The organism is Pectobacterium atrosepticum, from assembly GCF_000740965.1.
In the GTDB taxonomy this organism is placed as follows: Bacteria; Pseudomonadota; Gammaproteobacteria; order Enterobacterales; family Enterobacteriaceae; genus Pectobacterium; species Pectobacterium atrosepticum.
The window spans coordinates 2356375-2370119 of record NZ_CP009125.1 but is presented as its reverse complement, the minus strand read 5'-3'; the positions used below and the strand labels follow the sequence as shown (position 1 = coordinate 2370119).

The following is a 13745-nucleotide window of genomic DNA, read 5'->3' as shown; positions in this document are numbered from 1 at the left end:
GTGGCCGACGACTATACCGGCCACGCTTTGAGGAATTACAGGAAATCAGCTCGCTTAGGCGAGAAAGCATCGATCAGTACGCTACCGTCTTCCAGCGAAACCACGCCGTGCATCTCGTGTTTCACCGCCAGATAGGCGTCGCCCGTTTTCAGGGTGCGTTTTTCACCTTCGATCACGACTTCAAAGCTGCCAGCGGCAACATAAGCAATCTGGTCGTGAATCTCATGGAAGTGCGGCGTACCAATCGCACCTTTATCAAAGTGCACGTAAACCATCATCAGCTCATCGCTCCATGTCATGATTTTACGTTTAATGCCACCGCCCAGCTCTTCCCATGGCGTTTCATCATCAATAAAGTATCTTCTCATCATCTCTCTCCTCTAACGCTCTTTTTGCCCATACCTTCTATTGCGTCAACAAACCGTGTACGACAACGAATGCATGGCTATGGATTGCGACATTTTAGCCACATCAGTACCAGAAGAAACATAAAATAAGCAAAACCATGACGGCCCTCAAGAAATAAATAAAACATTATTTCATTTTTATTGAATTCGCATCTCATCCAAACTATCATCCCGCATAACAAGAAAGAACCGGGCATGTTGAGGAACAGGTGACGTTGTCACTGCCACGCAACATCATCTGTTTCGCCCGGCGCTTTCGCCAGGAACGATTCCTCTTCTTGGAACGGCGCCTGATTTTTGTTTTTCTCTGAAAGAGAGGCTAAGAAATGCAAGTTCGTCAAAGCATTCACAGCGATCACGCGAAGCAGCTAGATACAGCAGGCCTGCGTCGTGAATTCCTGATCGAACAGATTTTTTCTGCCGATGCCTACACTATGACCTATAGCCACATCGACCGAATCATCGTCGGTGGCATCATGCCCGTACACAGCGCCGTAACGATTGGCGGTGAAGTGGGTAAACAACTCGGCGTTAGCTATTTCCTTGAGCGTCGCGAACTCGGAGCCATCAACATTGGCGGCGCGGGTACCGTTACTGTCGATGGCGAGCGCTATGACGTGGGTAATGAAGAAGCAATTTATGTTGGCATGGGCGTGAAAGACGTGCAGTTTACCAGCACTGATGCCACTAACCCGGCCAAGTTCTACTACAACAGCGCGCCTGCACATACGACATATCCTACCCGCAAGATTACCCAAGCTGACGCTTCACCACAAACCGTGGGAGAAGATGCAAGCTGTAATCGTCGCACAATTAACAAATACATTGTTCCCGATGTATTGCCAACCTGCCAGCTCACCATGGGATTAACCAAGTTAGCTGAAGGCAGCCTGTGGAACACCATGCCTTGTCATACGCATGAGCGCCGGATGGAAGTCTATTTCTATTTTGATATGGATGAGGAAACGGCCGTTTTCCACATGATGGGGCAACCGCAGGAAACCCGTCACATAGTTATTAAAAACGAGCAGGCGGTGATTTCACCGAGCTGGTCGATTCATTCCGGTGTTGGCACCAGACGCTACACCTTTATCTGGGGCATGGTTGGCGAGAATCAAGTTTTCGGTGACATGGATCACGTCAAGGTTAGCGAGTTACGTTAATCGCTTTCAACCGGAATTACCGGTGTTCCCTACAGTAACAGCTAACGACTAAGTATTGTCGCTTATAGAGAGATTATTGATATGATTTTAAATTCTTTTGATTTGCAAGGTAAAGTTGCTCTTATCACGGGTTGTGATACGGGTTTAGGTCAGGGTATGGCTATCGGTCTGGCACAAGCTGGCTGTGATATCGTTGGCGTCAACATCGTTGAACCAAAAGATACCATCGAAAAAGTTACCGCACTGGGACGCCGTTTCCTCAGCCTGACCGCTGACATGAGCAACGTAGCGGGTCATGCCGAGCTGGTAGAGAAAGCCGTTGCTGAATTTGGTCACGTTGACATTCTGGTCAACAACGCCGGTATCATCCGTCGTGAAGATGCTATCGAGTTCAGCGAGAAAAACTGGGACGACGTCATGAATCTGAACATTAAGAGCGTTTTCTTTATGTCTCAGGCTGTTGCACGCCAGTTTATCAAACAAGGTAAAGGCGGCAAGATCATCAACATCGCCTCTATGCTGTCCTTCCAAGGCGGTATCCGCGTGCCTTCTTACACTGCGTCAAAAAGCGCCGTTATGGGTGTAACCCGTCTGCTGGCTAACGAGTGGGCAAAACACGGCATCAACGTTAACGCCATTGCTCCAGGGTACATGGCAACCAACAATACTCAGCAACTGCGCGCCGATGAAGACCGCAGCAAAGAGATTCTGGACCGTATCCCGGCTGGCCGTTGGGGTTTACCACAGGATCTGATGGGCCCATCCGTCTTCCTGGCATCCAGCGCATCTGATTACATCAATGGCTACACGATTGCCGTTGATGGTGGCTGGCTGGCTCGCTAAGTGTAATTTTTCTTAGCGGCATTTCGCTAATCCACGATAAAAAGCACAATTTAGGTTGTGCTTTTTATTTATTTTTCAAGTTGTTATTTCGTTTTTTATAATTCTCTTTTCTGCCTAAATCCTTTCTTAAAAAAAAATCAAAACAACGTTCCGACTTTGATCACACTTTCGATATTGCGTGCATGACGACAAGGTTAATAGCGCAATATAATCAATCAAAACAGTGTTTCTATTTATAAGGAACTGTTCACGCAGTTCCATAAGAAGGTACTCCATGAGTATTTTTGAAAACTTATACACCAGCAGGAAATCGCAGCTCGACGAATGGGTTGCTGCACTTGATAGCCACATATCCTGCGTTCAGGAAAAAGGCCGCAGCCAAAGCCAACCGACGCTATTACTGGCCGATGGTTTTGATGTGGAAAATTATGCGCCTGCGGTATGGCAATTTCCGGATGGGCACAGCGCGCCTATTTCTAATTTTGCCAGCCAGCAGAATTGGCTAAGAACGCTGTGCGCCATGAGCGTCGTTACGGGTAATGATAGTTACCAACAGCACGCTATCGCACAAAGCGAATATTTCCTGGATCATTTCGTTGATGATAATAGCGGCCTGTTCTACTGGGGCGGCCATCGCTTTATTAATCTGGATACGCTGGAAGGCGAAGGGCCAGAATCCAAAGCTCAGGTGCATGAATTAAAGCACCACCTGCCCTATTACGCGCTGTTACATCGTGTTAACGCGGAAAAGACGCTGAACTTCTTTCAGGGGTTCTGGAACGCACACGTTGAAGATTGGAATTCACTGGATCTGGGTCGTCATGGCGATTACAGCAAAAAACGCGATCCTGATGTTTTCCTGCATAACCGTCATGATGTCGTCGATCCGGCACAGTGGCCCGTTCTGCCATTAACGAAAGGCCTGACGTTTGTTAATGCCGGCACGGATCTGATTTACGCCGCATTCAAATATGCAGAATATACGGGCGATAGCCATGCCGCGGCATGGGGTAAACACCTTTATCGCCAATACGTTCTGGCTCGCAACCCAGAAACCGGTATGCCGGTGTATCAATTCAGTTCACCACAGCAGCGCCAGCCAGTGCCGGAAGACGATAACCAGACGCAGTCCTGGTTTGGCGATCGCGCTCAACGCCAGTTTGGCCCAGAGTTCGGTGAAATCGCACGTGAAGCCAATGTGCTGTTCCGCGATATGCGTCCACTGCTGATTGATAACCCGCTGGCAATGCTGGATATCCTCCGCACACAGCCTGATGCAGAAATGCTGAATTGGGTAATCTCTGGATTAAAAAATTATTACCAGTACGCCTACGATGTCACCAGCAATACGTTGCGCCCGATGTGGAACAACGGGCAGGACATGACAGGCTACCGTTTTAAACGCGATGGCTATTACGGCAAAGCGGGAACGGAATTAAAACCGTTCGCATTAGAAGGTGATTATTTATTACCTCTGGTTCGTGCTTATCGTCTGAGCGGTGATGAAGACCTGTACGCACTGGTTAACACCATGCTGACACGGCTGAATAAAGAAGATATTCAGCACATCGCCAGTCCGCTACTTTTGTTGACCGTTATCGAACTGGCCGATCACAAGCAATCAGAATCCTGGGCACATTACGCCGCACAACTGGCGGGCGTTATGTTTGAACAACATTTCCATCGTGGTTTGTTTGTTCGCTCTGCACAGCATCGTTATGTTCGTCTGGATGATACCTATCCGCTGGCTTTACTGACTTTCGTTGCCGCCTGTCGCAACAAATTAAACGATATCCCGCCGTATCTGACACAAGGTGGATATGTTCACGGCGATTTTCACGTTAACGGGGAAAATAGAATTGTTTATGACGTGGAATTAATTTATCCAGAGTTATTAACAGCTTAATTTTATGTTTTTTTTAATGATTCACAATTAATCAATAGGTAAGCATTATGAATGAAAACAGAATGCTGGGGTTAGCCTATATCTCCCCCTATATTATAGGGCTGATAGTTTTTACCGCTTTCCCCTTTATTTCGTCATTTATCCTCAGTTTTACTGAGTATGATTTGATGAGTCCGCCTGAGTTTACGGGTCTTGAGAACTATCACCGTATGTTCATGGAGGATGATCTTTTTTGGAAATCAATGGGCGTCACCTTTGCCTATGTATTTCTGACCATTCCATTGAAATTAATCTTCGCACTGTTAATTGCGTTTGTACTTAATTTCAAATTACGTGGTATCGGTTTCTTCCGTACTGCTTACTATGTGCCTTCTATTCTGGGCAGCAGCGTGGCCATTGCCGTTCTGTGGCGTGCCCTATTCGCCATCGATGGCTTGCTGAACAGCTTCCTCGGCGTATTTGGCTTTGATGCCATCAACTGGCTGGGCGAACCTTCGCTGGCACTGATGTCGGTAACCCTGCTGCGCGTATGGCAGTTTGGTTCCGCCATGGTTATCTTCCTTGCTGCATTGCAGAACGTCCCGCAATCACAGTATGAAGCAGCCATGATCGACGGTGCATCCAAATGGCAAATGTTCCTGAAAGTAACGGTTCCACTGATTACGCCGGTTATTTTCTTTAACTTTATCATGCAGACCACTCAGGCATTCCAGGAGTTTACGGCACCTTACGTCATCACTGGCGGCGGTCCAACGCACTACACCTATCTGTTCTCGCTCTATATCTATGATACCGCGTTCAAGTATTTCGATATGGGCTATGGTGCTGCGCTGGCATGGGTTCTGTTCCTGGTTGTTGCGGTATTTGCGGCAATCTCCTTTAAGTCGTCGAAATACTGGGTGTTCTACTCCGCTGATAAAGGAGGAAAAAATGGCTGACATGCATTCAAACCTGACTACAGCACAAGAAATTGCTGCTGCAGAAGTACGCCGCACGCTGCGTAAAGAGAAACTCAGTGCCTCCATCCGTTACGTGATACTGCTGTTCGTTGGCTTACTGATGCTTTACCCACTAGCGTGGATGTTCTCAGCGTCGTTCAAACCGAACCAAGAGATCTTCACGACACTGGGCCTGTGGCCGGAACACGCCACATGGGACGGTTTCGTTAACGGTTGGAAAACCGGTACGGAATACAATTTCGGTCACTACATGATCAATACGCTCAAGTTCGTGATTCCGAAAGTGCTACTGACCATTATCTCTTCCACCATTGTCGCTTACGGCTTTGCCCGTTTCGAGATTCCATGGAAGGGCTTCTGGTTCGGGACGCTGATCACCACCATGCTGTTACCAAGCACCGTGTTGCTGATTCCGCAGTACATCATGTTCCGTGAAATGGGCATGCTGAACAGCTATCTGCCACTGTACTTGCCGATGGCGTTTGCAACACAAGGGTTCTTTGTGTTCATGCTGATCCAGTTCCTGCGTGGTGTACCACGTGATATGGAAGAAGCCGCCCAGATCGATGGCTGTAACTCCTTCCAGGTTCTGTGGTATGTGGTCGTGCCGATTTTGAAACCAGCCATCATCTCTGTTGCGCTGTTCCAGTTCATGTGGTCAATGAACGACTTCATCGGTCCGCTGATTTATGTCTATAGCGTGGATAAATATCCGATTGCGCTGGCGCTGAAAATGTCTATCGACGTTACTGAAGGCGCTCCGTGGAATGAAATCCTGGCAATGTCCAGCATCTCCATTCTGCCATCCATTATTGTTTTCTTCCTGGCACAGCGTTACTTCGTACAAGGCGTGACCAGCAGCGGAATTAAAGGTTAATAGAGGATTTATCATGGCTGAAGTTATTTTCAATAAACTGGAAAAAGTATACACCAACGGCTTCAAAGCGGTTCACGGCATCGACCTGACCATTAAAGACGGTGAGTTCATGGTTATCGTCGGCCCGTCAGGCTGTGCGAAATCAACGACGCTGCGTATGTTAGCGGGTCTGGAAACCATCAGCGGCGGTGAAGTTCGCATCGGCGAGCGCGTTGTTAACAATCTGGCACCGAAAGAGCGTGGGATTGCAATGGTGTTCCAGAACTATGCGCTCTACCCTCATATGACGGTAAAAGAGAACCTGGCGTTTGGTCTGAAGCTGAGCAAAATGCCTAAAGATCAAATTGAAGCGCAAGTAACGGAAGCAGCCAAAATTCTGGAGCTGGAAGACCTGATGGATCGTCTGCCACGCCAGCTATCTGGTGGTCAGGCGCAGCGTGTGGCCGTAGGCCGTGCCATCGTTAAAAAGCCGGATGTTTTCCTGTTTGATGAACCGTTATCTAACCTGGATGCCAAACTGCGTGCTTCCATGCGTATCCGTATTTCTGACCTGCATAAGCAGTTGAAGAAAAGCGGTAAAGCGGCAACGACGGTATATGTTACCCACGACCAGACTGAAGCCATGACCATGGGCGACCGTATCTGCGTTATGAAGCTGGGTCACATCATGCAGGTCGATACGCCGGATAACCTGTACCATTTCCCTGTCAACATGTTCGTTGCTGGCTTCATTGGCTCACCAGAAATGAACATTAAGCCGTGCAAACTGGTCGAGAAAGACGGTCAGATTGGCGTTGTTGTGGGTAATAACGCGCTGGTATTAAATACTGAAAAACAAGATAAAGTGCGCAGCTACGTAGGACAAGACGTATTCTTCGGCGTTCGCCCAGACTATGTTTCCTTGTCAGATACGCCATTTGAAGGCAGCCACTCACAGGGTGAACTGGTTCGCGTAGAAAACATGGGTCACGAATTCTTTATGTACATTAAAGTCGATGGCTTTGAATTAACCAGCCGCATTCCTTATGACGAAGGTCGGCTGATTATCGAGAAGGGACTGCATCGTCCGGTATATTTCCAGTTCGACATGGAAAAATGCCATATTTTTGATGCAAAAACAGAAAAAAATATCTCTCTTTAACAGGAGTAGTAACCGATGAAAAAAGCGATCCTACACACGTTAATAGCTTCATCTTTGGCATTAGTTGCAATGCCATCTCTGGCAGCCGATCAGGTTGAGTTGAGAATGTCCTGGTGGGGCGGCAACAGCCGTCACCAACAGACGCTCAAGGCGATTGAAGAGTTCCATAAGCAGCACCCAGACATCACCGTGAAAGCGGAATACACCGGATGGGATGGTCACCTGTCTCGTCTGACAACACAGATTGCCGGTAACACTGAGCCAGATGTGATGCAGACTAACTGGAACTGGCTGCCGATTTTCTCCAAAAACGGCGATGGTTTTTATGATCTGAACAAAGTGAAAGATTCTCTGGATCTGACCCAGTTCGAAGCAAAAGAACTGCAAAACACCACGGTTAACGGCAAGCTGAACGGTATTCCTATTTCTGTTACCGCTCGCGTGTTCTATTTCAACAACGAAAGCTGGGCAAAAGCGGGACTGGAATACCCGAAAACGTGGGACGAACTGCTGAACGCCGGTAAAGTGTTCAAAGAGAAGCTGGGCGACCAATACTACCCTATCGTGTTGGAACACCAGGATTCTCTGGCACTGCTGAACTCTTACATGGTTCAAAAATACAACATTCCTGCTATTGATGTGAAAAGTCAGAAATTCGCCTATACCGATGCACAATGGGTTGAATTCTTTGGCATGTATAAGAAACTGATCGACAGCCATGTCATGCCTGATGCGAAATACTATGCCTCTTTCGGTAAGAGCAACATGTATGAGATGAAGCCATGGATCAATGGCGAGTGGTCTGGTACTTACATGTGGAACTCCACTATCACTAAGTACTCTGACAACTTGCAACCACCAGCAAAACTGGCGTTAGGTAACTACCCAATGCTGCCTGGTGCAAAAGATGCTGGCTTGTTCTTCAAACCTGCACAAATGCTGTCTATCGGTAAGTCAACCAAGCATCCTAAAGAGTCTGCTCAGTTGATCAACTTCCTGCTGAACAGCAAAGAAGGTGCTCAGGCTTTGGGTCTGGAACGTGGTGTACCGTTGAGTAAAGCGGCTGTGGCTCAGCTGACCGCTGATGGCATCATCAAAGATGATGCTCCAGCAGTTGCCGGGTTGAAGCTGGCGCTGTCTCTGCCGCATGAAGTTGCTGTTTCTCCTTATTTCGACGACCCACAAATCGTTTCTCTGTTTGGTGATACCATCCAATCTATCGATTATGGTCAGAAATCTGTGGAAGACGCAGCGAAATACTTCCAGCGTCAATCTGAGCGTGTTCTGAAACGCGCAATGAAATAATGTAGCACTCGATTTACCCTGTAATTCATCCCTGCCGCACCGACGGCAGGGATTTTTCATTTAAATTAAAACATCCTCTATATTCAATTCGATCTCCCTCACAATTTGAAACCCTATTTTACTTTTTGTTACTCAAAACGATCTCGATCACAGAACGTAATTTAATAATAAATAGAATAGAACTTGTCCCAAAAAACATAATGCGCCTTTCGAATTAAAGTATTAAGCACAGTCCTAACCAATGGGGAATATAACAATGAAATTTAAATTATTAGCTCTGGCTGTTACATCATTAATTAGTGTGAATGCAATGGCTGTAACTATCGATTACCGTCATGAAATGAAAGATACACCGAAAAATGATCACCGCGATCGTTTGTCAATGTCACACCGTTTTGCCAATGGCTTTGGTTTATCCGTTGAAGCAAAATGGCGTCAATCCAGTGCTGACAGCACACCGAATAAACCATTTAATGAAACCGTCAGCAACGGTACTGAAGTTGTCGCCAGCTATGTTTACAACTTCAACAAAACTTTTTCTCTGGAGCCAGGTTTCTCTTTAGATTCAAGCTCTACCTCTAACAACTATCGCCCTTATCTGCGCGGTAAAGTGAATATCACTGACGATCTTTCTACCTCTTTACGTTATCGTCCTTACTACAAACGTAACAGCGGTGATGTTCCAAATGCATCAAAAAACAACCAAGAGAATGGTTATAACCTAACCGCCGTTCTCAGCTATAAATTCCTGAAAGATTTCCAAGTTGATTACGAACTGGACTACAAAAAAGCAAATAAAGCCGGTGCGTATCAATACGACAATGAAACATACAATTTCGACCATGATGTAAAATTGTCTTATAAAATGGATAAAAACTGGAAGCCTTATATGGCTGTAGGTAATGTTGCAGATTCCGGCACCAACGATCATCGTCAAACTCGTTACCGTGTTGGTGTGCAATACAGCTTCTAATAACGGCCTTGTTATTTAAATAAGCGTTATTAGGTAGCAGAAGGGATGTTATTGTTAATCGATTTACTCAGATCTACTTTTATCATTAACATCCCTTTATTATGGTGTCCGTTGTAGGTTAAGCAGGTTAGTTACGTTTCTTTGTTGTACATGATTTAGTTATATGCGTTTTAGCTGCTGTAATTGCTGTGTCTGATTTACCCTCTTCGTGTATGAATGTTATTTCTTTATTAAAATTTGCGGTTCAGGGTAGTCATTTTTTCTCCGATGTGATGGCTACCCTATTTTTTACCACCGCCCAACGATTCCCCCCTCATTCCCTTTGTCAGGTGATCTATCATGATTGTTCGTTCTCTGCTTGTCGGGGCCATTATGATGTCTGTAAATGGATTAAGTTACGCACAACCTGTTTTCTCTGTCTGGCCACACGGTGAAGCACCGGGTGCCTCTTCTTCAACGGCACAGCCGCAAGTGGTCGAACGGAGTAAAGATCCTTCTCTTCCCGATCGAGCCGCAACGGGTATTCGCAGCCCTGAAATTACCGTTTATCCGGCAGAGAAACCCAATGGCATGGCATTACTCATTACGCCGGGCGGTTCTTATCAGCGCGTCGTGCTAGATAAAGAAGGCAGCGATCTAGCCCCTTTCTTTAATCAACAAGGCTACACCCTTTTCGTGATGACCTATCGTATGCCCGGTGAAGGCCATAAAGAAGGCGCTGACGCTCCGCTAGCCGATGCCCAACGAGCCATCAGAACACTGAGAGCCAACGCCGAAAAGTGGCACATTAACCCGCAGCGCATCGGTATTATGGGGTTCTCCGCCGGTGGTCACGTTGCCGCCAGCCTTGGAACCCGATTCGCACAGTCCGTTTACCCCGCGATGGACGCCGTTGATAACGTAAGCGCACGCCCTGACTTCATGGTGTTGATGTACCCCGTAATTTCTATGCAGGCAGATATTGCGCACGCCGGTTCACGTAAACAGTTAATCGGCGAGCAACCGATGGAAGTACAAGCGGTACGTTATTCTCCTGAGAAACAGGTTACTGATCAGACTCCCCCCACGTTTTTGGTGCATGCGGTTGACGATCCGTCAGTGTCGGTTGATAACAGCCTGGTGATGTTTAGCGCGCTGCGGGCAAAGCAGATTCCGGTCGAAATGCATCTCTTTGAGAAAGGTAAACACGGCTTCGGTCTCCGCGGCACCAAGGGGCTTCCTGCCGCTGCCTGGCCTCAACTGCTGGACAACTGGCTACGCGCTTTACCTGCAAGCAACGAATTGCCGAAAGCCGCGCCATAAGGTATAGCAAACATCGTAACCGAAATAAATCGTTACGCCGTCACCGCTTCCGCAGACAGGGATAATCTCTTATACTGTATAAAATAACAGTTTTATTTGAGAAGTTTCATGACTGCGGAAGGACACCTGCTGTTTTCTGTTGCCTGCGCGATTCTGGCTAAAAAAGTTGAGCTATCGCCAGCGCTGGCTGCCGGAGACTGGTGGCACATTATTCCCGGTGCACTCCTTACCGCGCTGCTGCCTGACATCGATCACCCAAAATCCGTTCTCGGGCAACGCCTGAAGTGGCTTTCAGCACCGATTGCCCGCCTCTTTGGGCATCGAGGATTTACCCACAGCCTTCTTGCTATCGTCGCCGGTATTTTCTTTATTCAGACGCGTCTGCCGCCAGATTGGCCGATTCCGACAGATGCCTACCATGCCATGATCGTCGGTTATCTGAGCCACATTCTCGCTGATATGTTGACCCCCTCAGGCGTTCCCCTACTCTGGCCTTGCCGCTGGCGTTTCAGGTTACCGATTTTAAACAGTCAAAAAGGCAACCAATTAGAACGCTTCCTGTGTATTGCCTGTATCGGCTTTTCGCTGTATCAACCGCAAAAAAATTTGGATTGCTGCACCTACGAACAATCATTTCGCTTCTTGCAGTCAGCACAGACGTACTTCTTCCAATACGTGAAATAGTGACGTTATCTGCTGCACCCATATCGGTGTAACACAATGCCAAAAGAACTGTTATCCTGTGCGTCTTTGTTATTTTTTATCGCGAAAGATCATACTGTCGCTTACAGCGCTGTACGTTGTTGCACATTCGTGGACAGTGTGACGCAAAGCGATTCACTGATAGGGAGCAAGGCCGGATGAATTTTCCGCTACTCATAAATATTCTGCTATTTATCGCATTACTACTCGGATTAGGTTACGTCAGCCGCAACCCATCCTGGAGTCTGGCAAAGAAAGTGTTGTTGGGTTTGGTTGTCGGGGTGTTATTTGGTCTGGCGCTGCATCTGATTTATGGCGGCGACAATCCCGTTGTTAAGCAGTCCATCTCATGGTTTAACATCGTGGGTAATGGCTATGTGCAGCTGTTACAAATGATCGTGATGCCGCTGGTATTTATTTCCATCCTCAATTCCGTTGCCAAACTACATAATGCCTCGTCATTAGGGAAAATCAGCGTCTTGACGCTGTCTACCCTGCTGATCACCACGCTAATTTCTGCGTTAGTCGGCGTTTTTGTCACCAATCTGTTTGGTCTGACGGCAACCGGGCTCGTGCAGGGCGCGCAGGAAACCGCGAGATTAACGGCGATTGAAAGCAACTATGCTGGTAAAGTCGCCGACCTTAACGTTCCACAGCTTATCCTGTCATTCATTCCTAAAAACCCGTTTGCTGAGCTGACCGGTGCTAACCCAACATCTATCATCAGTGTCGTCGTCTTCGCCGCTTTCCTTGGCGTTGCAGCGCTACAACTGCTGAAAGATGACGCAGTGAAAGGCGAACGTGTTTTAACCGCGATTGATACGCTGCAATCCTGGGTAATGAAGCTTGTTCGTCTGGTGATGAAGTTGACACCTTATGGTGTTATGGCGCTAATGACCAAAATGGTCGCCAGCTCTAACCTGCAAGATATCCTCAAGTTGGGCAGCTTCGTTGTCGCGTCCTATTTGGGACTGGCGATTATGTTCGGTGTCCATGCATTGATCCTGTCTTTCACGGGTGTCAATCCAGCGCGTTTTTATCGTAAAGTCTGGCCAGTACTGACGTTCGCATTTACCAGTCGCTCCAGCGCCGCCACGATCCCACTCAGCATTGAAGCGCAAACACGCCGCATTGGCGTACCGCAATCTATCGCCAGCTTTGCGGCTTCTTTCGGTACCACTATCGGTCAGAACGGCTGTGCAGGGCTTTACCCGGCGATGCTGGCTGTGATGGTCGCACCAACGGTGGGAATCAACCCGCTGGATCCCGTCTGGATCGCGACGCTGGTCGGTATCGTCACCATCAGTTCTGCCGGTGTGGCCGGTGTGGGCGGCGGCGCAACCTTTGCCGCGTTAATCGTCCTGCCCGCGATGGGGCTGCCAGTGACCCTCGTCGCGCTGCTGATCTCCATTGAGCCGCTTATCGATATGGGCCGTACTGCACTTAACGTTAGCGGATCGATGACGGCCGGTACCGTCACCAGCCAGTTGATGAAGCAGACAGATAAGACGATTTTCAACGCGCAGGATGACGCTGAGTTGACACATCGCTAAACCACGCTGCTACATAAAAGAAAACGCCGACGGCTGATGCTGTCGGCGTTTTTTTATTTATGACGTCTTCACATGCTCTTTTTGATGACGATTTCGTGCAATCAGGTTACTTAGCGCTGTGGATTTGTGTCATAAGCCTGGCAAGTCTGGAAACCTTTATTGAGAACATTGCCCGTGTCGTTGTAGCTCACGAAATAGTTCTGCGCGGTACCATCGCGGTTCTTAAGCAGATAATCGCTACAGGTTCCCTTAGCATTCACCAACCGTTTTTCCATTCCGCTGCCTGCAAGTTGCTGGACCTGCTGCTTCGTCATTCCCACTTTCACATCTTTTACCACCGGCTCGTTAACATAGCTTTCTGCCTTGTTATAAGCCGTACATCCCGCCAACAGGACAGCGCCAGCTGCCGCAATACACACTAATAATCTATTATTCTTCATCTCATCACCTCATTATTATGGGTCACACTAAGGCTAGTCGGCGGCGACCACTTTTTCAAATTATAACGCGAGTATGTAACATATTGGTCGATAGTCAAAAACAGGTTATCTATAGGGAAAAGGACTACCTGACAGCTTGTCCTTTTTCTTCACGTCGATTCGTTTTACACTCAA

13 protein-coding genes are annotated in these 13745 nt (G+C 47.6%); 11 read left to right on the top strand and 2 right to left on the bottom strand.

Going from position 1 to position 13745, the window contains the following annotated elements; genetic code table 11:
• Window positions 1-35: 35 nt before the first annotated feature.
• Window positions 36-368 (bottom strand): cupin domain-containing protein, encoded by a 333-nt coding sequence (locus GZ59_RS10400; RefSeq protein WP_039291625.1) that lies wholly within the window; start codon window positions 366-368, stop codon window positions 36-38.
• 365 nt (window positions 369-733) lie between these two features.
• Between GZ59_RS10400 and kduI the strand changes: the two genes are divergently transcribed.
• The 11 genes from kduI (at window position 734) to GZ59_RS10345 (ending at window position 13131) form a co-directional block, all read left to right on the top strand.
• Complete coding sequence (kduI, locus tag GZ59_RS10395; protein WP_011093955.1) at window positions 734-1570, top strand: 5-dehydro-4-deoxy-D-glucuronate isomerase; 837 nt, start codon at window positions 734-736, stop codon at window positions 1568-1570.
• Window positions 1571-1651: 81 nt separating this feature from the next.
• Complete coding sequence (gene kduD / locus GZ59_RS10390) at window positions 1652-2413, top strand: 2-dehydro-3-deoxy-D-gluconate 5-dehydrogenase KduD (RefSeq protein WP_011093956.1); 762 nt, start codon at window positions 1652-1654, stop codon at window positions 2411-2413.
• 274 nt (window positions 2414-2687) lie between these two features.
• A complete protein-coding gene (pelW, locus tag GZ59_RS10385) occupies window positions 2688-4319 on the top strand; it encodes a pectate disaccharide-lyase PelW (RefSeq protein WP_011093957.1) in 1632 nt (543 codons plus the stop codon).
• A gap of 47 nt (window positions 4320-4366) precedes the next feature.
• Window positions 4367-5257 (top strand): carbohydrate ABC transporter permease, encoded by an 891-nt coding sequence (locus GZ59_RS10380; protein WP_011093958.1) that lies wholly within the window; start codon window positions 4367-4369, stop codon window positions 5255-5257.
• Window positions 5250-6155: a carbohydrate ABC transporter permease gene (locus GZ59_RS10375; RefSeq protein ID WP_011093959.1), complete on the top strand. Its 906-nt coding sequence runs from the start codon at window positions 5250-5252 to the stop codon at window positions 6153-6155. Before GZ59_RS10380 ends, GZ59_RS10375 begins: the two co-directional genes overlap by 8 nt.
• A gap of 13 nt (window positions 6156-6168) precedes the next feature.
• Window positions 6169-7296 carry an ABC transporter ATP-binding protein gene (locus tag GZ59_RS10370; protein ID WP_011093960.1) on the top strand — a complete coding sequence of 376 codons (1128 nt, stop codon included), beginning with the start codon at window positions 6169-6171 and terminating at the stop codon, window positions 7294-7296.
• A gap of 15 nt (window positions 7297-7311) precedes the next feature.
• Entirely contained in the window at window positions 7312-8601 is a 1290-nt protein-coding gene (locus tag GZ59_RS10365) for an ABC transporter substrate-binding protein (RefSeq protein WP_011093961.1), read from the top strand.
• Between the two features lie 256 nt (window positions 8602-8857).
• A complete protein-coding gene (locus tag GZ59_RS10360; RefSeq protein WP_011093962.1) occupies window positions 8858-9574 on the top strand; it encodes an oligogalacturonate-specific porin KdgM family protein in 717 nt (238 codons plus the stop codon).
• 339 nt (window positions 9575-9913) lie between these two features.
• Window positions 9914-10876 (top strand): pectin acetylesterase PaeX, encoded by a 963-nt coding sequence (gene paeX / locus GZ59_RS10355; RefSeq protein WP_011093963.1) that lies wholly within the window; start codon window positions 9914-9916, stop codon window positions 10874-10876.
• A gap of 108 nt (window positions 10877-10984) precedes the next feature.
• The gene (locus GZ59_RS10350; RefSeq protein ID WP_039291619.1) at window positions 10985-11560 is read left to right on the top strand and encodes a metal-dependent hydrolase; all 576 of its coding nucleotides are present in this window, start codon (window positions 10985-10987) and stop codon (window positions 11558-11560) included.
• A gap of 176 nt (window positions 11561-11736) precedes the next feature.
• Entirely contained in the window at window positions 11737-13131 is a 1395-nt protein-coding gene (locus GZ59_RS10345) for an L-cystine transporter (protein WP_011093965.1), read from the top strand.
• 110 nt (window positions 13132-13241) lie between these two features.
• Here GZ59_RS10345 and osmE read toward each other — a convergent pair whose 3' ends face one another.
• Window positions 13242-13571, bottom strand: a complete 330-nt coding sequence (osmE, locus tag GZ59_RS10340) for an osmotically-inducible lipoprotein OsmE (protein WP_011093966.1) — start codon at window positions 13569-13571, stop codon at window positions 13242-13244.
• Between the last annotated feature and the right edge of the window lie 174 nt (window positions 13572-13745).